Source organism: Flavobacterium sp. (assembly GCF_965657075.1).
In the GTDB taxonomy this organism is placed as follows: domain Bacteria; phylum Bacteroidota; class Bacteroidia; order Flavobacteriales; family Flavobacteriaceae; genus Flavobacterium.
The window spans coordinates 61,718-86,548 of sequence record NZ_CBFHMV010000005.1; the positions used below are offsets into that span (position 1 = coordinate 61,718).

General features: G+C 29.2%; 20 protein-coding genes. 12 read left to right on the forward strand and 8 right to left on the reverse strand.

The features are described from left to right. Positions 1-118 precede the first annotated feature (118 nt). Complete coding sequence (locus ACTF56_RS05325) at positions 119-778, forward strand: DUF1287 domain-containing protein (RefSeq protein WP_438965872.1); 660 nt, start codon at positions 119-121, stop codon at positions 776-778. Between the two features lie 52 nt (positions 779-830). On the opposite strand, the gene ACTF56_RS05330 is transcribed toward ACTF56_RS05325, so the two are convergent. Next, positions 831-2,186, reverse strand: coding sequence for a UDP-N-acetylmuramate--L-alanine ligase (locus tag ACTF56_RS05330; RefSeq protein ID WP_438965873.1), 1,356 nt, complete (start codon positions 2,184-2,186; stop codon positions 831-833). 85 nt (positions 2,187-2,271) lie between these two features. Further along, positions 2,272-2,958 carry a tetratricopeptide repeat protein gene (locus ACTF56_RS05335; protein WP_438965874.1) on the reverse strand — a complete coding sequence of 229 codons (687 nt, stop codon included), beginning with the start codon at positions 2,956-2,958 and terminating at the stop codon, positions 2,272-2,274. 140 nt (positions 2,959-3,098) lie between these two features. Between ACTF56_RS05335 and ACTF56_RS05340 the strand changes: the two genes are divergently transcribed. Continuing rightward, entirely contained in the window at positions 3,099-9,626 is a 6,528-nt protein-coding gene (locus ACTF56_RS05340; RefSeq protein WP_438965875.1) for an alpha-2-macroglobulin family protein, read from the forward strand. Between the two features lie 62 nt (positions 9,627-9,688). Here the strand turns inward: ACTF56_RS05340 and ACTF56_RS05345 are convergent, their stop codons facing one another. From ACTF56_RS05345 to ACTF56_RS05360, 4 genes are all read right to left on the reverse strand, one after another. Next, positions 9,689-10,966 carry a zinc-dependent metalloprotease gene (locus ACTF56_RS05345; protein ID WP_438965876.1) on the reverse strand — a complete coding sequence of 426 codons (1,278 nt, stop codon included), beginning with the start codon at positions 10,964-10,966 and terminating at the stop codon, positions 9,689-9,691. Positions 10,967-11,024: 58 nt separating this feature from the next. Then, entirely contained in the window at positions 11,025-12,026 is a 1,002-nt protein-coding gene (obgE, locus tag ACTF56_RS05350) for a GTPase ObgE (RefSeq protein WP_438965877.1), read from the reverse strand. A gap of 99 nt (positions 12,027-12,125) precedes the next feature. Beyond that, entirely contained in the window at positions 12,126-13,352 is a 1,227-nt protein-coding gene (locus ACTF56_RS05355; protein WP_438965937.1) for a hemolysin family protein, read from the reverse strand. 120 nt (positions 13,353-13,472) lie between these two features. After that, the gene (locus tag ACTF56_RS05360) at positions 13,473-14,633 is read right to left on the reverse strand and encodes an adenylate kinase (protein ID WP_438965878.1); all 1,161 of its coding nucleotides are present in this window, start codon (positions 14,631-14,633) and stop codon (positions 13,473-13,475) included. 68 nt (positions 14,634-14,701) lie between these two features. Between ACTF56_RS05360 and ACTF56_RS05365 the strand changes: the two genes are divergently transcribed. The 4 genes from ACTF56_RS05365 to ACTF56_RS05380 all read left to right on the forward strand — a co-directional run bounded on the left by ACTF56_RS05365 (position 14,702) and on the right by ACTF56_RS05380 (position 19,408). Beyond that, positions 14,702-15,232 carry a hypothetical protein gene (locus ACTF56_RS05365; RefSeq protein WP_438965879.1) on the forward strand — a complete coding sequence of 177 codons (531 nt, stop codon included), beginning with the start codon at positions 14,702-14,704 and terminating at the stop codon, positions 15,230-15,232. 75 nt (positions 15,233-15,307) lie between these two features. Continuing rightward, positions 15,308-16,462 carry a 5-(carboxyamino)imidazole ribonucleotide synthase gene (locus ACTF56_RS05370; protein WP_438965880.1) on the forward strand — a complete coding sequence of 385 codons (1,155 nt, stop codon included), beginning with the start codon at positions 15,308-15,310 and terminating at the stop codon, positions 16,460-16,462. Between the two features lie 343 nt (positions 16,463-16,805). Then, positions 16,806-17,288 (forward strand): 5-(carboxyamino)imidazole ribonucleotide mutase, encoded by a 483-nt coding sequence (gene purE, locus ACTF56_RS05375; RefSeq protein ID WP_438965881.1) that lies wholly within the window; start codon positions 16,806-16,808, stop codon positions 17,286-17,288. Between the two features lie 95 nt (positions 17,289-17,383). After that, positions 17,384-19,408, forward strand: a complete 2,025-nt coding sequence (locus ACTF56_RS05380) for a M3 family metallopeptidase (RefSeq protein WP_438965882.1) — start codon at positions 17,384-17,386, stop codon at positions 19,406-19,408. Between the two features lie 88 nt (positions 19,409-19,496). Here ACTF56_RS05380 and ACTF56_RS05385 read toward each other — a convergent pair whose 3' ends face one another. Next, positions 19,497-20,612, reverse strand: coding sequence for an ATP-binding protein (locus ACTF56_RS05385; protein WP_438965883.1), 1,116 nt, complete (start codon positions 20,610-20,612; stop codon positions 19,497-19,499). 275 nt (positions 20,613-20,887) lie between these two features. On the opposite strand from ACTF56_RS05385, the gene ACTF56_RS05390 reads away from it, so the two are divergent. From ACTF56_RS05390 to ACTF56_RS05415, 6 genes are all read left to right on the forward strand, one after another. After that, on the forward strand, positions 20,888-21,391 hold the full coding sequence (locus ACTF56_RS05390) for a GbsR/MarR family transcriptional regulator (RefSeq protein ID WP_438965884.1): 504 nt from the start codon (positions 20,888-20,890) through the stop codon (positions 21,389-21,391). Between the two features lie 67 nt (positions 21,392-21,458). Further along, entirely contained in the window at positions 21,459-21,785 is a 327-nt protein-coding gene (locus ACTF56_RS05395; RefSeq protein ID WP_438965885.1) for a hypothetical protein, read from the forward strand. Beyond that, positions 21,775-22,686, forward strand: a complete 912-nt coding sequence (locus tag ACTF56_RS05400; RefSeq protein WP_438965886.1) for a TIGR01777 family oxidoreductase — start codon at positions 21,775-21,777, stop codon at positions 22,684-22,686. Before ACTF56_RS05395 ends, ACTF56_RS05400 begins: the two co-directional genes overlap by 11 nt. Continuing rightward, positions 22,683-23,027, forward strand: coding sequence for a hypothetical protein (locus tag ACTF56_RS05405; protein ID WP_438965887.1), 345 nt, complete (start codon positions 22,683-22,685; stop codon positions 23,025-23,027). Before ACTF56_RS05400 ends, ACTF56_RS05405 begins: the two co-directional genes overlap by 4 nt. A gap of 11 nt (positions 23,028-23,038) precedes the next feature. Next, positions 23,039-23,425 carry a hypothetical protein gene (locus ACTF56_RS05410; RefSeq protein WP_438965888.1) on the forward strand — a complete coding sequence of 129 codons (387 nt, stop codon included), beginning with the start codon at positions 23,039-23,041 and terminating at the stop codon, positions 23,423-23,425. A 56-nt stretch (positions 23,426-23,481) separates the two neighbouring features. After that, positions 23,482-23,934, forward strand: a complete 453-nt coding sequence (locus ACTF56_RS05415) for an SRPBCC family protein (RefSeq protein WP_438965889.1) — start codon at positions 23,482-23,484, stop codon at positions 23,932-23,934. Here the strand turns inward: ACTF56_RS05415 and ACTF56_RS05420 are convergent. Then, entirely contained in the window at positions 23,917-24,732 is an 816-nt protein-coding gene (locus ACTF56_RS05420) for a hypothetical protein (RefSeq protein ID WP_438965890.1), read from the reverse strand. The two genes, ACTF56_RS05415 and ACTF56_RS05420, sit on opposite strands and share 18 nt — an antisense overlap. Positions 24,733-24,831 lie beyond the last annotated feature (99 nt).

The window sequence follows — 24,831 nt, forward strand, 5'->3', positions numbered from 1 at the left end:
GTTTATTTGGCTTATAATTAAAGTACAAATGAAAATAATTTTATAATAACTTCAAAATAAAAACGTTAGATTTTTTTAATAGACCGCAAATTTCACGAATTATCACAAATTAATTACTATGAACAAACCATTTTATATTATCTTATTTTCTTTAATCACTTTGTTTTCTTGTAAAAAAAAATCAAAATTAACTGATGTAATTGCTTCAAATCCAAAAGAAATTGTTCGAGATAGTATTATTGAAAATCCATTTTTTTTTGCGGAAAAATTATCCAATGCTGCTATTTCAATAATTGATAAAGATATTGTTTACACACCAGATTATGTTTCAATTAAATATCCTAATGGTGATGTTCCAGCAAAAACTGGAGTTTGTACTGATGTCATTATTCGAGCGTACAGAAAACTAGGAATTGATTTGCAAAAAGAAGTTCATGAAGACATGAAAGCAAATTTTTCAAAATATCCAAAAACTTGGGGTTTAACCAAAACCGACACGAATATTGACCACAGAAGAGTGCCAAATTTAGAAGTGTTTTTTGAAAGAAAGGGAGAAAAATTAAAAGTAACAGAAAATGCTTCTGATTACAAAACAGGTGAGCTGGTAACATGGATGATTAACGGAAAACTACCTCATATTGGAATTGTTACACATTTAAAATCTGAAGATGGAAAACGAAATTTAATTGTACACAATGTTGGTGGCGGACAAGTTTTACAAGATTGTTTGTTTAGTTATGAGATTGTTGGGCATTATAGATATATGATTGAAGATTAACGATTTTTGATTTAAGAATAATTCTGTAATCGCTAATCTTCATTCTACAATCTCAAATCATTAACCCTTTCACTTCCTCAAAATCCAAACCACCATAATTTCCTGAACTCATCAATAACAAAGCTGAATTATCAAAATTTTGACTGAATAAAAAGTCTTTAAACTCTTTTGGATTCGTGTAAATAATTAAATCTTCTCTTTGAAATGACTCCGAAATTTGGTCGTAAGTGACTTCTTCTAATTGCTTAATTTTTACAGCATCTGGTGAATAGAAAACTACAGCAACATCGGCTGCATCTAATGCTCCTTGGTATTCATTTAAGAATTCGGCATTCAAACTACTGTAAGTATGCAATTCTAAACAAGCAATTAATTTTCTGTCAGGATACTGATTTTTAACTGCTTTCGTTGTAGCAGAAACTTTACTTGGTGAATGCGCAAAATCTTTGTAAGCCACTTTGTCTTTTCCTTCTGCGATTTTCTCTAAACGTTTACTTGCTCCTTTGAAAGTGGCAATGGCTTCATAAAAATCGGCTTCATCTACTCCCATGTTTTGGCAAATCCATTTGGCACCAGCTAAATTGTTAAGGTTATGAGCTCCAAAAACTTCAATTGGCATTGGTCCTTCTGGAGTTTCTAATAAAGTTGTTCCATTTTCAACACTATAACTAGGTGTTTGGTAAGCAATTCTTCTAATGGTATTTTGAGTTTCTTCTGCTACTTTTTTTACCGCTTCATCTTCTTCATTATAGACTAAAATTCCACCTTTTGTAATTTGATTTACGAATATTTCAAACTGCTCTACATAATTTTCAAAAGTTGGAAATACATTGATATGATCCCAAGCAATTCCAGAAAGTAAAGTAATATTAGGTTGGTATAAATGAAATTTTGGACGTCTATCAATTGGTGAAGACAAGTATTCATCACCTTCTAAAACGATAAAATCATTCTCATGAGTTAAATGAACCATAGTGTCAAAACCTTCTAATTGGGCTCCAACCATATAATCCACTTCTATGTTATGAAAATGCATCACATGTAAAATCATAGAAGTTATCGTAGTTTTTCCATGTGAACCACCAATTACAACACGTGTTTTATTTTTAGATTGTTCGTATAAAAATTCAGGATAAGAATAAATTTTCAAGCCTAATTCTTGCGCTTTTAACAATTCTGGATTGTCTTCTTTTGCATGCATTCCTAAAATAATAGCTTCAATATCTGAAGTGATTTTTTCTGGAAACCAACCCATTTCCTTTGGCAATAGTCCTTTTTTATCTAATCTTGATTTTGAGGGTTCAAAAATAGCATCATCGCTACCTGTAACTTGATATCCTTTATTATGTAAGGCTAACGCTAAATTGTGCATGGCTGCTCCACCAATGGCTATGAAATGTGTTCTCATTTTATTAGGTTAAAAGGTTAGAAAGTAATAGGTTAAGAGCTTGGTTGAAAAACCTTTTAAACTCATAATCTTATAAACTTTTAACCTATTTTTCAAATTCTTTTTTTAATTTATTTGCTTTTGCTTTGTCCTTCATTTTATTCAAATACAAATCATATAATTTCTCATAAGTTGTTTTTGAATTTCCTACTTCGTGTGCTTTTATGTAATTGATTTCGGCTTTAATATATCTTTTAAAATAAACATCTATATAGCCTTTTGCTAAAAACCCATCCACTATGGAAAGATTCATTAATTCTGTAGCATATTTTTGAGCCTTGGCTTCACTACCTCCTACTATTGCTGGTAATTCGATATAAAACATAACTAAAGCCCAACGTGTATCAATATGTTTTGAGTCTAATTTTGCTGCTTTTAAAAATGCTGCTTCAATATCACTTATCATTCCTAAAGCTTTAAATTTATTGACATCTTTAGCTTTCATTCCCATTGCGCCACCATACTTGTACCAATAGTTGGCACTTTTACTATCTAATTCTTTAAGTTTTTTATAATATTTTATGGCATTATCCCATTCTTTGTTTATTCCAGCTATATCGCCTAAATATTCTATAGTTTGTTTATGGTTTGGATTTGATTCTAAATAAGATTCAAATAATTTTTCAGCATCGGCATATTTCTTCTGATCAAACAACTTTTCTGCTTTTTCAAACAAAGATTGCGCGGATCCAAATTGAATGGTTAATACTAATAAAAACATTAATTTTTTCATCAAAATTATTTAAGTCCAAAAATAACAAATAGAAATTAGAATGACTTCAATTTGAGATATTTTTAATAATTTTAAAAAATATTTAATACTTGTTACAACCTTTTCTCGTTTTAAACACTCTATCTAATAAACACTACTTTATGCCAAAATTATATTTTTTATACTGCTTTTTATTTTGTTTTACTTTAAATGCTCAAAATTTTGATTCTGATTGGAAAACAGTTTACAAATTTGAGTTGGATGGAAAAATTGAATCTGCTCAAAAAGAAGTTAATGCTATTTATAAAAAAGCTAGAAGAAAAAAAGACAATAGCACTGTTTTAAAATGCTTTTTTTATCTGTCGAAATTTGAACAAGTTTTTGATGAAAATGCACAAAGCACTATTATTCTTAACCTTAAAAATGAAATCAAAACAGCTTCTAAAGAAAACAAGGCCCTTTTTTATTATGTCTATGCCAAAATTTTAACCGATTATCAAAATGCCAACCGTTATCAAATTAACAAAAGAACTTTTGTAGAAAACAATAAAAATGATGATTTTTTAACTTGGTCTGCCGCAGATTTTCGTACTGAAATTCAAAAATGTTATGATGAACTTCTCAAAAATAAAAAAGAATTAAGAGCCATAAGCATAGAAGATTACAAGGATATTTTTGAATACAGTTCTAATATTGATGCTAAAAACTATACTTTATATGATTTTTTATTTGAAAAAAAATTAAAGTATTATAATGAATTTACATTCTGGAATAGGAACGATAAAAGTTTTGATTTTGAAAAAACATTTAATTTAAGTCCTAATGAATTCGTTCAAATAAAAATTTCGGACATAAAAGATAAAAGTATCGTGAAATTTGTTGAATTACTTCAGGAAAACGAAATACATCTGATAGAAAACAATTTATTTGACCAATTGGATTATGCTTTTTACAATCGTTTAATAATTGCTAATCAAAAAACAAATACTAACAACAGAATTCAACTTAACGCTTTAGAAAAACAAACTAAAAATATTTATCTAAAACAAGAACTACAAGCTGACAGAGCAGTATATTTAACCTACAAGCAAGCCGATTCATTAAACATAAATTACAAACAAAAAGCTTTAATTTTAATTGATTCCATATTTCAAATAAAAACAAACGCTGATGCCTTATCAAGAGCTGAAAATTTAAGAAATGAAATCATTAAAAAATCTCTAAACATTCAGTTAACTAAAACTATTTATCCCTTTGAAAAAAACAGAGCTTTTGTTAATTTTAAGAATGTTGATTCTATAAAAATAAGCTACTATAAATTTCCAATAGCTTTAAATGAAGCTCTAAATAAATACAATAACATAAAGAAAATAAATACGGATTCATTAGTTATTGATTTTGTAAGTAAAAACAAAGCGTATCAAAATTACACCCGGATTTTACCTAAAAAAACGGATTTTAATTATCACTCTACAGAAATTTTATTGGAAGATGTTGCAAGTGGTAATTATTTGGTTTTTATGGAAGCTAATAATTATTCCAAACGAAAAGATACTGTTTCAAATGCTTTCAGTTATGAAATTGTAAAAGCAACACAATTTATAGTTATTGAAGATAAAGACGAAACCAACGATTTAATTTATTTGTATGACCGAAAATCTGGAAAACCAATTGAAAACGCTTCAATAATTGGCGAATTAGGTCAATACAAATCAGATAAAAATGGAAAAGTCAGTATTAAAAAATCAATGTATAATACTGATTATAAACAAAATAACCAAATCACCATCTTCAAAGAAAATGATACTTTGATTCACAATTACAACAGAAGTTTTATTTATAAAAACAACAGAGAAGATGATGATGAATTTGAAAATTATGAAGCAAAAGGAATGGTTTTTTTTGATAGAGCCATTTATCGACCTGGACAAAAAATGTTTTACAAAGGTATTTTAGTTGAAAAAAAAGATGACATAAAAAGTGTCGTACCTTTTGTAACGGTACATGTAACTGTTTATAGTCCTGAAAATACTGCTTTAAAAGAATTTGACGTTCAAACTAATGAATTTGGTAGTTTTTCGGGTGAATTTGTTATTCCAAAAAACAGTTTAACAGGTAGGTTTTACATGGAAATTGAAGAACCTAATAATTATGAAAAAGACAATAAATACTACGATAAAAACGAAGACGAACATTCATTTTGGGATTATGTGGATTTTCATGATAATTCAGAATATAATTTTCAAGTAGAAGAATATAAACGTCCTACTTTTGAAGTGACATTCAACGAAATCAAAGAAAATTATACTATTGGCGATAATTTACAAATTGTAGGAAACGCAAAAGCGTTGGCAGGAAATAATCTGACTAATGCAAAAGTTTCCTATACTGTTACAAGAAGTTATACCACCAAAAAGAATGAATGGAATACAGATAATAACTTTATTAATGAAGAAATTTTTACTGATTCTGACGGTAATTTTGTCATTCCAATTAGTGCAAAATTGGATAGTATTACTGATGATAAAATTGATAATTTTAGATTTTCAATAAATGTTTCGGTAACAGATTCCAATGGCGAAACACGAACTGCAACAGATGAAATTTTGGTCAATCAAAAAACATTAAAACTAAACATCGTTGCAGCAAACATAGTAAATGCAGAAGATCCAAAAGCTTTACAAATAAAAAGTACAACTTATAACAATTTTCCAATCGATTCAAAAGGAGAAATAAAAATCTATAGATTAAAATACAAAGAATTCCTAATACAAAGAACATTTACATATCCTGAAATTCAAGAAATAGACAGAACATTATTTGAAACACTTTTCCCACATGAACCTTACAATCAAAGTGATTTTGAAACGGAAAGAATTTTAATTAAAACTATCCCTTTTGATACTGAAATAAGTAAGGAAGTGAGTTTAGATTTCCTAAAAAATGAAAATCTAAGCAGATATGAAATTGTAGCCCATTCTTTTGATTTTAAAAATAATAAAATTGAAGATGTAAGTGAATTTAGATTAGTTTCTAAAGAAAATCCTGTTTCCAATTCTCAATTATTTACTTACAAAGACATTTCTAAAAAAGAAGGTAATTATTTTGAAATTGAAATTCAATCCGTGATTCCTGATTTGTACATAACGCATCGCTATTACGCTGATAAAGAAAAATTACAGCAAGTAGTTACACAACAACTGGTGAATGGAAAAACCATTTTCAAAATCAAAAAAGAAAAAGAGTATAAAAACAACATCAATTTTCATTTTTCTACTTTTTGGGAAAACCAATCCCATGAACAACGTTATTCGATTTCAAAAGGAAAAACAGAATCCAAATTAAATATTGAAGTCACTTCATTAAGAAACAAAATTGAACCTGGAAGTAAAGAAAATTGGTCGTTTAAAATCTTAAATTCAAAACTACAAGCCGAAGTTTTGGCTAGTATGTATGATAGTTCTTTAGATCAATTTACAACCAAAGATTGGGAAAACGTTTACTTTAATTTAGATGAAAATTATTATAATGCACCACAAATTTATTTAAGAAAAAACAATTCATATACTTATTTTACTAATTTCTACTTACAAAAAAAATATTTTGAAAACTACAAACGAAATCCAGAAATGTATTGGTTTGGTTTCAATTTTAATGATCACAAAAACACAAGAATTTTAAAAGATTATTTGGCAAAAATTAGTTCAACCATTTCTATACCTAAAAATACTAAAACTATCGCTGGAATTATTTTGAACAATGGACAACCTTTAGCTGGTGCAACTATTTGTGTAAAAGACACCCAAAGAGGATTTGCAACTGATTTCGATGGGGAATTTACAATTGAAGCATTTAAAGGTGAAACGCTTATTGTAGAATATATCGGAATGAATAGAAAGGAAATTACCATTGAATCTTACAAAAATTTAGAAATTATTTTAGAAGAAAATGATGACTATTTGCTGGAAACTATTGTAGTTGTATACAACCAAATGCAAACTAAAGTTAGTAGTACTAATGCATCAACAACTGTTAATAGTGAAATTTTAGAAAACAGACCAAATGAATCTGTTTTATTTTCTTTGAAAGTTTCAATGCCTGGAATAAATTTAACATCTTCATCAGGTACACCAGGATCTGAAAAGTTTGCAGGATTTATAAGAGGATCTTCATCCATAAACGGTAATTCTGATCCTTTAATTATTATAGATGGTGTTCCTTCATCACAAGATGATTTCAGAAAACTAACATCAAATGATATAGATTCTGTAACCGTTTTAAAAGACAAAGAAGCCACTTCAATTTATGGAAACAAAGGAACAAACGGTGTAATTGTAATCACAACCAAAAAAGGATTACAAGATTTAGCTCAAGTAAAAACCAGAACCAATTTTAATGAAACCGCTTTCTTTTATCCCAATTTAAAAACCGATAAAAACGGAACTATTTCTTTTGAATTTACTAGTCCAGAATCTTTAACCCAATGGAAATTACGTTTATTTGCACACAATAAAAATGCAGAAGTTGGTGCTTTTGAAACCAAAATAATTTCACAGAAAGAAGTCATGGTTCAAACCAATATGCCAAGATTTGTACGTGAAAAAGACGAAATTAAAATCAGTGTCAAAGTAGTTAATATGACTTTGGAATCGAAATCTGGGATAGCCATGCTGCAACTTTTTGATGCTGCAACAAATACAATAATTGACGAAATATGTGCCAACAAAAAAAACATTAAAAACTTTATTTGCAAACCCAAAGAAAGCGTTCCTGTAGAATGGATTATCCAAATTCCTGAAGATTTACATGGACTGCAATATAAAATTGTAGCCAAATCGGGCAATTTTTCTGATGGTGAAGAAAATATTCTACCAGTGCTTTCAAATAAAATTTTAATTACCGAAAGTATTCCAATTTGGGTGAAAGGAGAAACCAAAAAAGAATATGAATTTTCGAATCTTAAAAACAATACATCAACAACATTAAAAAGTCATTTATTTACTTTAGAATACACTTCAAATCCAACATGGTTAGCTTTGCAATCGCTTCCTTATTTGATGGAATATGAACACGAATGTGCTGAGCAAACTTTTTCAAGATATTATGCCAATTATATTGCGACTCAAATTATTGATAGTAATCCAAAAATAGCAGCATTGTTTGAAACTTGGAAAAAAGAAGGCAAATTGATTTCAAAATTAAAAATGAATGAAGAATTAAAATCCATTGTTTTAACAGAAACTCCTTGGTTGTTGGATGCTGAAAATGATGAATCTAAAAACAATCGTTTGGCATTATTAATGGACTTAAATTCCATGAAAGAAGCTATGGAAATTACTTTGAAAAAACTGAAAGAAAAACAAAAAACTTCAGGTGCATTTTCTTGGTTTGAAGGTGGAGAAGATAATATTTACATTACACAACATATCATTAAAGGATTAGGCCATTTAGCAAAACTTTTTCCTGGAAAGGATTCCATATATACTAGTATTTTGGACAAGGCTATTCCGTTTTTAGATCAAAATCATGTCGACAATAATTCGTTGAAAAATAAAAAAATTAATTATTATACTTATTCAGACTTGCATTACTTATATGCTAGAAGTTTTTATCAGAAAAAACATCCAGTTTCAACAAAAATAGATTCTATAATTGCTATACAAAAAGTAGAATTTAAAAAAGATTGGTTGACTTACAATATATATTCTAAAGCATTATTGGCATTAACCATGCATCGTTTTGGAGATAAAACTTTCGCGAAAAAAATCTTAACCAATCTAAAAGAAACAGCTGCAAGAAATGAAGATAATGGCATGTTTTGGATAGAAAATACTAATGGTTATTATTGGTATCAAAATGCTATTGAAACGCAAGCTATACTTATAGAAGCTTTCGCTGAAATTGAAAATGATGACAAAATTGTAGAGGAATTGAAAGTCTGGTTATTAAAAAACAAACAAGTAAACAAATGGCCCACCACAAAATCTACAACAGAAGCTGTGTATGCGCTATTATTACATGGAAGTGATTGGACTTCTATAAAAGATAACACCAAATTCACCATTGGAAACGAAAAAGTCTTTACCAAAAAGTTATCCGAAAAAGATAAAGAAGCCGAAACGGGTTACATCAAACTAAATTGGAACGCAGAAGAAATAACCCAAGAAATGGGAACGATAAAAGTTGAAAACAAATCAAAAGTACCAGGTTATGGTGGCGTACATTGGCAATATTTTGAGAATTTAGAAAATATTAAAACCGATAGTACAAAAGTATTAAACATAAGCAAAACATTGTACAAAAAAATAAAAACCACAAAAGGAAACGAGTTAATTGAATTAAATAAAGAACAATTAAAAACAGGAGATTTAATCACAATTAGACTGATTATAAAAACGGAAAGTGATTTAGAATTTGTACACTTAAAAGACTTAAGAGCTTCTTGTTTTGAACCAGTTAATGTGATTTCAAATTATGAATGGAAAGAGAATGTGTCATATTACAAAAGCACAAAAGATGTTGCTACACATTTCTTTTTTGACAAAATAAATAAAGGAACTTATGTTTTAGAATATGATGTCAGAATAAATAACTCTGGAGTTTTTAATGATGGTGTAGCAACAATACAAAGTATGTATGCTCCTGAATTTTCTGCTCATTCAAGAAATACAACTATCACAATTGATTAATTATTAGAACAAAAAAGGCTTTCTAAATTAGAAAGCCTCATCTTTTAATACTAGTACAATTATTATTCAACAATAATTTTCTTTGTTATTATTGCATCTTTACTTTTTATTGAAACAAAATAAATTCCTGAAGAAGCTGCTTCTAAAGTAATTGTTTGAGATAAACTTGTGTTTTGAATATACTCATTTTCAAATACTACTCTTCCAGAAGTATCAAAAATTTGGATGGAATAATTAGTAACATTATCTATTAATTGTAACTCAAAAGTACCTTTATTAGGATTAGGACTTATTGAGAAATTATTTTTTATCAAATCATCATTCGCCAAAACATTTTGATTAAATTGATTTGCTATAGTATTAAGATAAGCTTGCATAACATTTTTTTGTCCGACAGTAAACATATACATACATGCATCGTCTGAATAATCCATATAATTCATTGATAACACTTTTTCTGGGAAAGTACAAGCACTTATCGAACCAGGTGTAGCACATCCATAAGTAGAAGCTGCTTGTTTTGGAGTGTCTGCAATTCCATCTGAATCTGCACCACCACAATTAGTTGAGTTTGGATTTGCTGACTTAAATGTATGATTTAAGTTGAAAAAATGTCCTAATTCGTGAGTTACTGTTCTACCTAAATTAAAAGGAGCAGAAGGAAAATAACCAGAACATCCATTACCTACAGAACCAAAACAAAAAGTATTCATTACAACAGTTTGACCAGCAGCAGGAGTTCCTGCTAAAGGAGAATATCCTAAAATTTGATTTCCTTCATCTCTAACAACAAAATTCATATAACCTGACCATGTGAAATCTGAATCTGCCCCATTTAAAAAATCTGTTCCAAAAGTAACAGCTACTGTTCCATTTGATAATCCTGTACCTGCAGGATGGTTCTGAGTTGCAATTTCAAATTGCACATCTAAATTACCAAGATTCACTCCTGGATAGAAAAAACTTACAGTTGACCAATTTGAAATATCAGAGTTAACTGCATTGTAATCAGCATTAATAACGTTAATTTGAGATTGAGCTAAATTTCTCAAACAGTTTTTCAATGTCTCAGAACTTGTATTTGGAACTTCAGGAAAGTGAACAGCTACTGGGATTTTCATTGTAACTTGAGGACTAGCAACTCTGTTTGGATTTGCTTGTTCATCTAATATTTTTTGATACTCAATCTGAAATTTTGCTTGTCTCTCTAAATATTGAGCTTTTTGGATTGGATTGGCCATCACCTCTTCCATGTGTGCTTCCATGCCGCATGTTCTTTGTTGTGCATTACTAAATTGTAATCCTACAAAAAGTACTATTAATAGTAATTTTATTTTCATTTTAAATTAGTTTTAAAAAAATTTTTCCAAATATATGTAATAAAATAAAATTTTAATGTTAAATAGTTAACATTTTCCATAATTTATCTTTCAATTCTCCTAAACCTAAATTGGTAATTGAAGAAATAAACATGTAAGGAGTTCCTTTAAATTCTTTATCTAATTGCGCTTTCAATTCCGTTTTTAATTCCTCATCAAGCATATCTGATTTAGAAATCACAACCAATCTGTCCTTGTCTAACATTTCTGGATTGTATCTTCTTAATTCGTCTAACAAAATTTCATACTCTTTTTTAATATCATCAGCATCAGCTGGAACTAAAAATAATAAAGTCGAATTTCGCTCAATATGTCTCAAGAAATAATGACCTAATCCTTTTCCTTCGGCTGCACCTTCAATAATTCCAGGGATATCTGCAATTACAAACGATTGAAAATCTTTGTAGGAAACGATTCCTAAATTTGGTTTTAATGTAGTAAAAGGGTAATCTGCAATTTTTGGTTTTGCTGAAGTTAATACAGAAAGTAAAGTCGATTTTCCAGCATTTGGAAATCCAACTAAACCAACATCAGCTAATACTTTTAATTCTAAAATAATATCAACTTCTGTAACAGGCATTCCTGGTTGAGCATAACGAGGTGTCTGATTTACTGAATTTCTAAAATGCCAGTTTCCTAAACCTCCTTTACCTCCTTTTGCCAAGATTTTAGTTTCATCATGTTCTGTAATTTCAAATAACACATCACCTGTTTCTTTGTCTTTCACAATTGTTCCTAACGGAACTTCAATGTATTTATCTTCACCATCAGCACCAGTACTTCTTGAACTTCCTCCATCACCACCATGACCAGCTTTTACATGACGTAAAAATTTTAGACTAAATAATGTCCAAAGATTTTTGTTTCCTCTTACATAAACATGTCCACCACGACCACCGTCTCCACCATCTGGACCACCTTTTTCAATAAATTTTTCTCTATGTAAATGAGATGAACCTTTTCCTCCTTTTCCGGAAGAAACATATATTTTTACGTAGTCGACGAAATTCCCTTCTGTCATAACTTTTATTAGTGATTAGTAATTAGTAATTAGTGATTAGCCAATTCTAACTCTAAAATTATTTTTGCAAAGGTAAGATTTATTAGTCAATTTGATAGCTTATTCTCTAAGGATGTTTTTTACCAAAATTTTATCAATTTTAACACCATCCATGTCAATTACTTCAAACTCTAATTTATTCCAAACTAATTTTTGCCCTTGTTTTGGAATTGCTCCTAATTCTGTAATAATTAAACCACTCACAGTAGTAACTTCATAATCAGACAAATATTCATCTAACTCAAAATAAGTCAAGAAATCATGTAGGGAATAATGTCCATCAACCAACCACGAACCATCCTCTCGTTCAATTAATTTAAAATCTTCTTGATAAAAATCTGATGCATCACCAACCAAAGCTTCTAAAATATCATTTAAAGTAAGCATTCCTTGAAAAACTCCATGTTCATCTGTAACTAAAGCATAATGAATTTTTGAAGTTTTAAAATGCTCTAAAGCTTTATAAGCTAAAGTATATTCAATAAAATAAATGGCTTCATTAGTAATACTTTTCAAATCAAAAACTTCATTTTCGAAATTTTTAATCAAGTCTTTAAGTGAAACGATTCCTTCAATCTCATCCAAATTATTGCTACAAACAGGATAAAATGAATGCAAATCTTCCAAAACTTTCGATTTGATTACTTTAATTGAATCCTCATAAGACAAATAAACTACAGCATTTCTGTGTGTCATTAATGAGTTTACTCTTCTATCACCAATATGAAAAACTCTTTCTACAATATCTTGTTCTATTTCCTGAACTTCTCCTACTTCTGTTCCTTCTTTGATTATAGCTTTTATCTCTTCTTCAGTAACTTTTCCATCAGCTGAAGGTTTTATTTGCAATACTTTTAAAAGAAATTCAGTTGAAATAGTCAATAACCAAATAAAAGGTCTTGTGATTTTTGACATATATTTCATGGGAATAGCTAATGTTTTTGCAATTCCTTCAGGATGATTTAATCCAATTCGTTTTGGTAATAATTCTCCTAAAACTAATGAGAAAAAGGTCAACGTTATAACAACAATTCCCACTGCAATTGAATCTGCATAAGGTTTCAATATCTCAAATGAACTAACAAAATTTTCAACATCAGTTGTAATTTTATCACCTGAAAATATACCTGTTAAAATTCCAATTAATGTAATTCCAATTTGGACTGTTGACAAAAATTTATTGGGAGAATTTGCTAATTCTAAAGCTGCTTTAGCTTTTTTATTTCCTTTTTTTGCCGCTGCTTCTAAACGATTTTTTCTAGCCGAAATCAGGGCAATCTCAGACATGGAGAAAACTCCATTTAAAAGAATTAAAAAAAATATAATAAGTATTTCCATAAGTTAAGTTGAAAAAAAAGAGCTATCATTTAAATAGCTCTTCGATAGATACAAATATCTAAAAAAAAATTATAAAGTATCAATTACAGCACTCAATCTTTCGGTTACTTCTGCAATACTTCCAATTCCGTTAACAGCTTTAAATTTATTTTGTCCTTTATAATAATCCATTAAAGGAGCTGTTTTTTGATTGTACTCCTCATAACGATTTCTGATTTTTTCTTCATCTTGATCGTCTGGTCTTCCTGAGGTTTTTCCTCTTTCTAACAAACGTTGTACTAAAATTTCGTCATCAGCATCTAGAGCAACAGTTGCCGTAATTTTTTGATTTTTTGAACTTAAAAAAGTATCTAAAGCTTCTGCTTGAGCAATGGTTCTTGGAAATCCATCAAATAAAAATCCATTAGCTTGTGGGTTTTTATCCACTTCACTTTGTAACATTTTAATCGTTACTTCATCTGGAACCAAATCACCTTTGTCCATGTAAGTTTTAGCTAATTGCCCTAATTCAGTGTCATTTTTGATGTTAAATCTAAAAATATCACCTGTTGAAAGATGTACTAGATTATATTTTTCTTTTAAAAAATCGGCTTGAGTTCCTTTACCTGCTCCAGGCTTTCCGAATAAAACTATATTAATCATTTCTGTTTGTGTGTTTTCTATGGCTAATTGATATACATCTGTTAGGTTTCTTCCTAATCCATCATAATCTAATCCAAAACCAACGATGAATTTATTTGGAATACGAATTCCTACATAATCTAATTTGATGTCTTTTTTGTAAGCTTCTGGTTTGAAAAACAAAGTAGCAATTTTTAAATGCTTTACTTTTTTCTCTTTTAAAATAGCTTTCAATTCTTCAACTGTATTTCCTGTATCAACAATATCTTCAACGATTACAACCGTTTTTCCTTCTAAATCTTCATTTAAACCTATTAACTGCTTAACTTCATTTGTTGATAGTGTTCCTTCATAAGAAGCTAATTTCACGAAACTAACTTCGCACATGCCTCTGTAGTATTTCATTAAATCGGAAATAACTTTGAACGAACCATTCAAGACTCCAATAAAAACTGGAACTTCGTCAAAAAAATCATCATCCATTTGTTTTGCCATGTTTTGAATCGCAAAATCTATTTCTTCTGACGAAATAAAAGGTTCAAAATGTTTATCGTGTAATTGTATCACTTGTGTTGTTTTTAAAAAATAAACAACAAATTTACTAAACATGAAAGGATTACTAATAAAGTATTTTATTTTTTTTGCAAAATTGATATATTTACAAAATGATTTCTGAAATGTTTACTAAAATTGACCAAAGTACAGCTCACAAAAAAAGTAGAGTTACCGTGAGTAATTTCGCCATGAAAAGTGAAGATAATTTGGCAGAATTAATTTCGATAGCTTTTGATATTTCGCATAAAAACCATGTAAAAGCTTTTTGGTCATTAGAATTACTATGTGATAAAAAATTAAAACTTTTTTTTCCTTATTTGGACAGCTTTTGTGAAGTTTTACCAAAATTAAAAGAGGATTCAGCCGTTCGACCAGCTTCAAAAATCTGCATGTTTTTAGCCAAAAGCAATCACCGAAAGAACGGAATTGATTTAACAAAAGAGCAAGAACACAACATTATTGAGAATTTAATTGACCGTTTAATTCAAAATGAAAAAGTAGCTTCAAAAGTATATGCCATGAAAGCTTTATTTGTTTTTGGAAAAAAATACGACTGGATTTATGAAGAATTAAAACCCATAATTACCCAAGATGCTTTTGAACATTCTGCAGCTTATCAAGCTTGTGCTCGAAATATTTTGAAGAAAATTTAAGTTTTTGCAATTTCTGAATTTGATTTTTAGCATTTGGAATTGGGATTTTATATCTTTGCTCAAACACAACTACAAATGAATTATTTCTCTTCAAATTTTAAATTAGGAATTCTTGGTGGCGGACAATTGGGCAAAATGCTGTTGGCTGATACAAGAAAATTTGATATCCAAACTTTAGTCCTTGATCCAAGTGCAGAAGCACCTTCTCAATTTGGATGTAATGCTTTCTATAAAGGAAGTTTAATGGATTTTGACACCGTTTATCAATTTGGAAAAATGGTCAATTTATTGACTATCGAAATCGAAAACGTAAACCTTGATGCTTTAGATAAATTAGAAGAAGAAGGTTTAGCTGTTTTTCCATCACCGAAAACGTTGCGAATGATTCAAAACAAAGGAAAACAGAAAGATTTTTATGTTGAAAATAACATTCCAACTTCAAAACATTTGCGTTTTGTAGATTTAAATGATTTGAAAAAATCTCTTGAAAAAGACGAATTAGAATTTCCGTTTGTGTGGAAATGTGCGCAATTTGGTTATGATGGAAATGGAGTAAAAGTTTGTCGTTCTGCCATAGATTTAGTGAAACTTCCAGATGTGGAATGTATTGCTGAAGATATGATTCCGTTTAAAAATGAATTGGCTGTAATTGTGGTTCGTTCCTCTTCAGGTGAAGTAAAAACCTATCCTGTTGTGGAAATGGAATTTCATCCTGAAGCCAATCAAGTAGAATATGTAATTTGTCCGGCTCGAATTGACGAAAGTGTAGCTCAAAAAGCCATTGATGTTGCCTTGAAAGTTTCAGAAAGTTTCAATCATGTTGGATTATTAGCTGTAGAAATGTTTCAAACCGAAGACGATGAAATTTTAGTCAATGAAGTAGCTCCAAGACCACATAATTCTGGACATTATTCAATTGAAGCAAGTTATACTTCGCAATTTGAAAATCATTTACGTGCGATTTTAAATCTTCCATTAGGAAATACAAATAGCAAAGTAGCTGGAATTATGGTAAATTTGGTAGGTGAAGAAGGTTTTGAAGGACAAGTGGTTTATGAAAACATAGAAAAAATAATGGCAATTGATGGTGTAACTCCACATATTTATGGTAAAAGAGAAACAAGACCTTTCAGAAAAATGGGACACGTTACGATTGTAAATGAAGATATGTTTGAAGCGAGAAAAGTTGCTGAAGAAGTAAAGAATAGTATTAGAGTGATTTCGATTTGAAAATTAAATAATTTGGAGATTTTAAAATGATAAAAAAGTTTTTCAAAATTTGCTTTTATACTTTTATTGCTTTTTGTGTATTTAATTTTATATCATTAATATATTCAATTATTTTCAATAAATTACAAGGCAGTTTTCCAAAATATAATTTTGGTTTCCCTTTTGAATTTTATTATCAATTTGAAGTAAGAAGTTTTGGAACTTGTTATGAATTACAGCACGGAACTAATATTAATAATTCCCTATATGACTTTATAATATTTTGGATCATAGTATTTTTATATTTTCAATTGAAAACAAGAAATTTTAAACCAACTACGAATAACAAACAACATAAATAAAAATGAAAGTAGCCGTAATAATGGGTTCAAAATCCGATTTACCCGTAATGCAAGAAGCCATCGACATCTTAAAAGGGTTTGACATCGAAACTGAAGTCGATATTGTTTCCGCACACCGAACTCCAGGAAAATTATTTGATTTTAGTAAAAATGCTCACACACGTGGTATTTCAGTAATTATTGCTGGTGCTGGTGGAGCTGCTCATTTGCCTGGAATGGTTGCTTCTATGTCTCCATTGCCTGTGATTGGTGTTCCTGTAAAATCAAGTAATTCTATTGATGGTTGGGATTCTGTTTTGTCTATTTTGCAAATGCCTGGTGGAGTTCCTGTAGCAACTGTGGCACTTAATGGGGCTAAAAACGCGGGAATTTTAGCAGCTCAAATTATTGGAACTTCTGATAAATGTGTTTTAGATAAAATCATCGCATACAAAGAAGACTTAAAGCAAACCGTTTTAAAATCTTCTGAAGACTTAAAAAAGTAACAATTTTAAACCATTAAGAAATTTAAGGTTCATTAAGGATTGTAGAACTTAATGAACCTTAATTTCTTAATGGTTTAAATAAAATGATATTTAAAATGAAACTACTTACTCAAAAATTCAATACAAAATACACCTCAGCTCCATTTTCTCAAATAAAAATGGAAGATTACAAACCTGCTTTTGAAGAAAATATCAAAAATGCTAAAGCCGAAATTGATGCTATCATTCAAAATATAGAAGCACCAACTTTCGAAAACACTTTGGAAGCTCTAGATTTTGCAGGAAATCCTTTAGACAGATTATCATCTATCTTCTTTAATTTGAATTCGGCTGAGACTTCTGATGAAATGCAAAAAATTGCACAAGAGGTTTCTCCATTGTTAACAGAATTCAGCAATGATATTACTTTAAACGAAGATTTATTCAAGAGAATTAAAGCTATACATGATCAAAAAGATAGTTTGAATTTAACAACAGAACAACAAACCTTATTGGATAAAAAATACAAAGGTTTTGTCAGAAATGGTGCTTTGTTGAATGACGAACAAAAAGCAAAACTTCGTGAAATTGATACGCAATTGGCCAAATTAAAACTGACTTTTGGTGAAAATGTTTTGGCTGAAACCAATAATTATCAATTACATATCACCCATGAAAATGATTTAAGTGGTTTGCCTGAAGGTGTAATTGAAGCTGCAAAATCGGAAGCCGAAAACAGACAATTAGAAGGCTGGATTTTTACTTTAGATATGCCAAGCTATTTGCCTTTTATGACTTATGCTGATAATCGTGAATTACGAAAAGAATTAGCTATTGCAGCTGGTAAAAAAGCATTTCAAAACAATGAATATGATAATCAAAATAACGTAAAAGATATTGTTCGTTTACGTCATGAACGTGCTAATTTATTGGGTTATGCTTCACATGCTCATTTTGTTTTAGAAGAACGAATGGCTCAAAATCCTGACAAAGTGAAATCGTTTTTATATGATTTACTAGAAAAAGCTAAATCTGCAGCGGAAAAAGAATTTGCTGAATTAACTGCTTTCGCAAGAGAATTAGACGGAATTGATCATTTAGAAAAATGGGATGGTGCCTATTATTCAGAAAAGTTGAAACAAAAATTATTCAATTTAGATGATGAAAAACTAAAACCTTATTTCAAATTAGAAAATGTTTTAAATGGTGCTTTTACAATTGCTGAAAAATTATATGGCATTACTTTTAAAGAAGTTTTTGATATTGACAAATACCACGAAGATGTAAAAACTTTTGAAGTTTTAGATTTTGAAAACCATTTAGTAGCAGTTTTTTACGCTGATTTTTTCCCAAGAAAAGGAAAACGAAATGGTGCTTGGATGACTTCTTTCAAATCACAATCAATTAGAAATGGAGTCAATGATAGACCACATATATCTAATGTTTGCAACTTTACACCACCAACACCAAGCAAACCTTCACTCCTAACGTTTAATGAAGTTACGACTTTATTTCACGAATTCGGACACGGATTACATGGTATGTTGGCTAATACCGTTTATCCAAGTTTATCTGGAACTTCTGTGTATTGGGATTTTGTGGAATTACCAAGCCAAGTGATGGAAAATTGGTGCTACGAACCAGAAGCTTTGGCTTTATTTGCCAAACATTATGAAACTGGAGAAATCATTCCTCAAGAATATGTTGAAAAAATCAAAGAAAGTGCTAGTTTCTTGGAAGGAATTGCAACTATGAGACAAATTAGTTTTGGACTTTTGGATATGGCTTATCATGGAAAAGCGCAAACTATTGAGGATGTAAAATCCTTTGAAGAAGCTGCTTTTGAAAACACAAAACTATATTCTGATGTGGCTGAAAATTGCATGAGTGTTTCTTTCTCTCACATCTTTCAAGGTGGTTATTCTTCTGGGTATTACAGTTACAAATGGGCCGAAGTTTTAGATGCTGATGCTTTTGCTTATTTTCAAGAAAAAGGCATTTTTGATAAAGAAGTTGCGACAAAATTCAAAGAAAATGTACTCTCAAAAGGTGGAACAGAACATCCAATGACTTTGTACAAAAAATTTAGAGGTCAAGAAGCTAAGCCTGAAGCTTTGTTGAAAAGGGCTGGGTTGATTTAAGTTTTAAAAGTAAAACCATTAAGATTATTAAGGTTCATTAAGTTTTTTTTGTTAATTTTTCTTAATTTCTTAATGGTTTTAAAAAAATCTATTCTAAAAAATCTCTAAAATTCTCCTTATTCACCACCAAAAAACTTGGATTATATGCTTCAATAAATGATTTTGGTAATTTCGCTTTTTTAGTGGTTGCCCATTTGAATTCAAAAGCACTCACAGCATCAGCATTGGTTTCAATATAATCAATTTCTTGTTGGGTTGTAGTTCTCCAAAAATAAGGCTTTGCATTACTTTGTGTATACGATAAAAACTTCATACGTTCTGCCATCATAAAGTTTTCCCACAAAGCACCTTTATCTTGTCGAAGTGCTAAATTATTGAAGTTTCCAATAATCATATTTCGAACACCATTATCATAAAAATAAATTTTCTTGTTGGCTTTTATCTCATTTCGAAGGTTTTTACTAAAACTATTGATTCTAAAAACTACAAAGCTTTTTTCTAACAAGTCAATATAATTACTAACAGTATTTTTATCAATACCAACCAATTGTGCTATTTCATTATAACTAACTTCATTTCCAACCTGAAAAGCTAATGCTTGAACCACTTTTTCTAAATATTCGGACTTTCTAATTCCAGCCAAAGCCAAAATATCTTTATACAAATAACTCGAAACTAAGTTTTTCAAAATTTCGTATTCATCACCAAAATTATTAATAACATCAGGATACATTCCATATAAGATTCGCAATTCAAGTTGTTGTTGTGCTTTAATGTAACCTGCATTTTTCTCAAACTCATTCCAAGAAATAGGAAATAAATTATATTCAAATTTTCTTCCCGTCAAAGGTTCTTGTGTTGCATTATTAATATCAAAAGCCGATGAACCACTAACAATAACTTGCACGTTTTTTATTTGATCTACAATGATTTTTAACTTCAAACCTATATTTGGGATACGTTGCACTTCATCAATAAATACATATTTATAGGTTCCAATGATGCTACGCAAAGCTTCCGTATTGGCATTACTAATTATTTCAGCCACAGAATGATCATCACCATCCAAAAAAAGATAGTCATTATCAGTCAAAAGAGTATTAATCATCGTTGTTTTTCCAACTTGTCGCGGTCCAATCAATACAATTACTTTGCCTTTATGCAGTTTTGTTGCTAAAACTGGAGTTAAATCTCTAGAAATCATCTCATAAAATTTTGACAAATATATAAAATATTATTTCTATTCACCAATTTTATATGTTTTTCGGTGAACGTATTCACCAATTTTATATGTTTTTCGGTGAACGTATTCACCAATATTATATTTTTCATGTAAAACTGAAATAACTTTCATTTTTTATTGAAACTTTAAAAACTTTTATATATCTTTGTACTATCAAAATGAAATAACCATCACAATGACAATAAGCATTTTTAATGCGTTTGCATTTGACCAATAAAAAACAATAAAAACGACAAATGAAATTCAAAGAAGCAAAAAATAAATTCGTTCAAACTTGGGGTGCCTTAGGCAGTCAATGGGGAATTAACAAAACCATGGCTCAAATTCACGCACTTTTGATGGTTAGCAACGAACCTATTTCCATGGAAGATATTATGGAAGAATTGCAAATTTCTCGTGGAAATGCTTCTATGAATCTTCGTTCTTTAATGGATTGGGGAATTGTTTACAAAGAATATAAAGCTGGTGAACGTAGAGAGTTTTTTACGGCTGAAAAAGATTTAGATGAATTAGCCGTAAAAATTTCAAGAGAAAGAAGTAAAAGAGAAATCAAACCTGCTTTAAAAGTTTTGAAAGAAGTTTCTACTATAGATTCAAATGCAACCGAAGAAGAAAGACACTTTATTGATCAAACCACTAAATTATACGACTTTGTTCTAAAAGCTGACAATATGTTAGAAAAAGCAACAGAATTCAAAGACAATTGGTTGGGAAGATTGGTTATTAAAATTATGAAGTAAAATTTAACCTAAAAAAATTTAATCAAAACTTTCAATTTTTTCTGAAAGTTTAAAAATAAAAAGAATTATGGAGACAAAATTAAAAGCATTAAACACTATTGCATTATTCATTCCAATATTTATTGGATTATTAGGTCTTATGGCTGAAGGTCTATTTATTCTAGCCGCACTTTCAACAATGGTTACAGGTCTTATTCAGGTAGTATTGGGAATATTATATTGGATAAAGTTTCCAAAAAGTATATCTATTAAAATATATTTCTTAATAGTGATAATATTTTTTCTATTACTCTTTTCTAAAATAGCAGATAATTGGATTTGGTTTCTGCCACCAATACTTTGCTTGTATCTTTCAATACTTGTTTACTCATTAAAAGAAAATCATGAAAAATAAACTAATCATAGTAGCAGGAACAGGTTTTCTAGGTCAAGTTATCTTAAATCATTTTAAAGATAAGTTTGAAGAAATTGTAATTCTTACAAGAGGAAAACCTAAAACAACAGCCAATGCAAAATATGTAAATTGGGATGCAAAGACTCTCTCTGGTTGGAAAAACGAATTAGAAAATTGTGATGTATTAATAAATCTGGCTGGAAAATCAGTTGATTGTAGATATACGGATAAAAACAAAAAAGAAATTTTAGCTTCAAGAATTGATAGTACTTCAATTTTGAATAAAGCTATTTTACAATGTAAAAATCCACCAAAGAATTGGTTAAATTCTTCCACTTCAACTATTTACAGACATTCAGTAGATATGCAAATGACTGAAGAAAATGGTGAAATTGGAAATGACTTTTCTATGAATGTTGCCAAAGCTTGGGAGAAAACATTCTTTGAAATTGAAACTCCAAAAACACTAAAAACCGCTTTAAGAACATCAATTGTTTTGGGTAAAAATGGTGGTGCTTTTATTCCTTTAAAAAGATTAACACAGTTTGGTTTAGGTGGAAAACAAGGAAAAGGAAATCAATTCATAAGTTGGATTCACGAAAAAGATTTTGCAAGAGCCATCGAATTTATTATTGAAAAAGAAATGACTGGAATTATAAATATTGTTTCACCAAAACCAATTCGCAATAGAGATTTTATGAGTGAATTAAGAAAAAGTTTAAAAATACCAATTGGAATTCCAACTCCAAAACCAATATTAAAAATTGGCGCAAAAATAATTGGAACAGAAACTGAATTGGTTTTAAAAAGTAGAAATGTAATTCCAGAAAGATTACAAGAAAATGGTTTTAAATTTGAATTTGACACTTTAGAAAAAGCATTTAAACACCTAACATCATGAACTTAAACATCATTGGCTATATAATCTACTTATCTATAACAGCAATAATCATTTTAAAAGTGGGTAAAATCTGTTATACAAACGGAAACATTTTTGTAGCTCAATTAATTCCAAATCACGAAGATTTATGCTTGAAAATCAATCAGGTTTTATTGATTGCTTATTATCTTTTTAATTTAGGTTATTGTGCTATTACTTTAGTTCAATGGAACATAATAACTACTCAAACACAGTTATTTGAAACCATTGCTATCAAGACATCCATCATTTTATTTTTAATTGGAATAATGCACTATTTCAACATTTTAATCATCACCAAACAAGTAAAAAAATTAATTTAAATATTCATCTTATGGAAACTTCAAAAATTTTAATCGGTTACGCTATTTATTTACCAATTGCCATTGGACTAACAATTTATGTTTCAAAAACATTGTTCAAAAACAGTTTAATTTACATGAAAGACATTTTCAATGGTCGAGACGAAATTGCAAAAGCAACCAACAAATTATTCGAAACAGGATTCTATCTCTTGAACCTTGGATTTGCTTTAATGATTTTAGAATTATATCTACATCAAAATTCCTATCAAGAATTAATCGAAAGATTAAGTTACAAAATTGGTGGATTTGCTATTTATTTAGGAATAATGCTTTTTGTAAATTTGTACTTTTTCTTTAGAGGAAAAAGAAAAGCCAAAGAAAATCACAAAGAAGCCAGAATAGTAATCAACGATTAACTTAAACAATAACCTTTCAGAGTTTAAAACTCTGAAAGGGTTTCTATTTTAAAAATATGACAACCATAAACCTCATCACCAAAATAAATGCATCTAAACAAATTGTTTTTGATTTAGCCAGAAACATTGATGTGCATCAAAATTCTGCCAGTAAAACAGATGAAAAAGCAATTGCTGGAATAACTTCTGGTTTAATTAACTTAAATGAAACCGTAACTTGGAAAGGCAAACATTTTGGATTTTACTTAACACATACAAGTAAAATTACCGAAATGGAATTACACAATTATTTTGCTGATGAAATGATTCATGGTAATTTCAAATCATTTAAACATGAACATTCTTTTATAGAAAAAAACGGCAAAACGGTTATGATTGACAATTTAATTTACGAAACTCCTTTTGGAATTTTTGGAAAATTTTTCGACTGGCTATTTCTAAAAAAACACATGACAAATTTTCTTAAAACAAGAAATACCGTTTTGAAAAATTTAGCTGAAAATCAATAGAAAAACCAACCAAATAAAAGGCACACTTTCAACCCAAAAAGAAGTGTAATATTTGGTGCGTTTTGAATTCGCAAAAAAAGTAAAAGTTATTAAAATCAAACCAACTAAAAAAGTAATCAATAGTTGCTGATTGGTAATATTTGGTTTAAAAAAGTCTAAAACAAAAAAAATAAAAGTTAATAAGTAACTCCATCTTTTAGTTTGCTTCACTCCTAATTTTTGAGGAATAGTATGGAGTTTTAAATCGTCAAACTGTAAATCAATAATTTCAAAAATCAACATCAAAACAAAAACCAAAATAAATCGTTGAATACATTTCAAAATCACCAATATTGAAAAATCAAATTCAGCATTTAATACAGGCAAAAGAACCGTAACTCCAACCCAAGCAATAGCTACTAAATAAATTTTTAAACCACTCCAATTTCGCATATTGGATTTGTGAGGAAAAAAGGGTAATGTATATAAAATTGTGAGAAGCAATGTTCCAAATCCAATTAGTTTGGTTTTCGTTTTCAACTCTAAAAAGTAATAAAATGCTGCAATGGCTGAAATGAAACTCAAAACAATTATAGCTTTAAAAGTTTTGGTTAATTTTATTTTTTTAATGCGAGCCAACTCATCATATTTTATAAAATTATAGCCTACAATTGTGCCAAAAAAACCAAAATAAGCCACTGACTCATCATAAGAAATGTTTAACTTTAAAAACGTTATACGAATCAATGCATATACAGCCAATGCAACATGCAAACTGCTTTGGATGTAAAAGTCAAATAAATATTTTAATATTCGCATTCAACAAAAATAATCAAAGTGTTAATAAGAATGCCTTTTAGTTGAAAAAAAGACAAAAATTCAATTAAAATTAAGGAAAAATTAAAAGTATAATAATTA

Excerpts from the sequence above, each read along its gene's own strand:
- ACTF56_RS05325 (WP_438965872.1), top strand. The coding sequence starts at position 119 with ATGAACAAACCATTTTATATTATCTTATTTTCTTTAATCACTTTGTTT.
- ACTF56_RS05330 (WP_438965873.1), bottom strand. The coding sequence starts at position 2,186 with ATGAGAACACATTTCATAGCCATTGGTGGAGCAGCCATGCACAATTTA.
- ACTF56_RS05335 (WP_438965874.1), bottom strand. The coding sequence starts at position 2,958 with ATGAAAAAATTAATGTTTTTATTAGTATTAACCATTCAATTTGGATCC.
- ACTF56_RS05340 (WP_438965875.1), top strand. The coding sequence starts at position 3,099 with ATGCCAAAATTATATTTTTTATACTGCTTTTTATTTTGTTTTACTTTA.
- ACTF56_RS05345 (WP_438965876.1), bottom strand. The coding sequence starts at position 10,966 with ATGAAAATAAAATTACTATTAATAGTACTTTTTGTAGGATTACAATTT.
- obgE (WP_438965877.1), bottom strand. The coding sequence starts at position 12,026 with ATGACAGAAGGGAATTTCGTCGACTACGTAAAAATATATGTTTCTTCC.
- ACTF56_RS05355 (WP_438965937.1), bottom strand. The coding sequence starts at position 13,352 with ATGTCTGAGATTGCCCTGATTTCGGCTAGAAAAAATCGTTTAGAAGCA.
- ACTF56_RS05360 (WP_438965878.1), bottom strand. The coding sequence starts at position 14,633 with ATGTTTAGTAAATTTGTTGTTTATTTTTTAAAAACAACACAAGTGATA.
- ACTF56_RS05365 (WP_438965879.1), top strand. The coding sequence starts at position 14,702 with ATGTTTACTAAAATTGACCAAAGTACAGCTCACAAAAAAAGTAGAGTT.
- ACTF56_RS05370 (WP_438965880.1), top strand. The coding sequence starts at position 15,308 with ATGAATTATTTCTCTTCAAATTTTAAATTAGGAATTCTTGGTGGCGGA.
- purE (WP_438965881.1), top strand. The coding sequence starts at position 16,806 with ATGAAAGTAGCCGTAATAATGGGTTCAAAATCCGATTTACCCGTAATG.
- ACTF56_RS05380 (WP_438965882.1), top strand. The coding sequence starts at position 17,384 with ATGAAACTACTTACTCAAAAATTCAATACAAAATACACCTCAGCTCCA.
- ACTF56_RS05385 (WP_438965883.1), bottom strand. The coding sequence starts at position 20,612 with ATGATTTCTAGAGATTTAACTCCAGTTTTAGCAACAAAACTGCATAAA.
- ACTF56_RS05390 (WP_438965884.1), top strand. The coding sequence starts at position 20,888 with ATGAAATTCAAAGAAGCAAAAAATAAATTCGTTCAAACTTGGGGTGCC.
- ACTF56_RS05395 (WP_438965885.1), top strand. The coding sequence starts at position 21,459 with ATGGAGACAAAATTAAAAGCATTAAACACTATTGCATTATTCATTCCA.
- ACTF56_RS05400 (WP_438965886.1), top strand. The coding sequence starts at position 21,775 with ATGAAAAATAAACTAATCATAGTAGCAGGAACAGGTTTTCTAGGTCAA.
- ACTF56_RS05405 (WP_438965887.1), top strand. The coding sequence starts at position 22,683 with ATGAACTTAAACATCATTGGCTATATAATCTACTTATCTATAACAGCA.
- ACTF56_RS05410 (WP_438965888.1), top strand. The coding sequence starts at position 23,039 with ATGGAAACTTCAAAAATTTTAATCGGTTACGCTATTTATTTACCAATT.
- ACTF56_RS05415 (WP_438965889.1), top strand. The coding sequence starts at position 23,482 with ATGACAACCATAAACCTCATCACCAAAATAAATGCATCTAAACAAATT.
- ACTF56_RS05420 (WP_438965890.1), bottom strand. The coding sequence starts at position 24,732 with ATGCGAATATTAAAATATTTATTTGACTTTTACATCCAAAGCAGTTTG.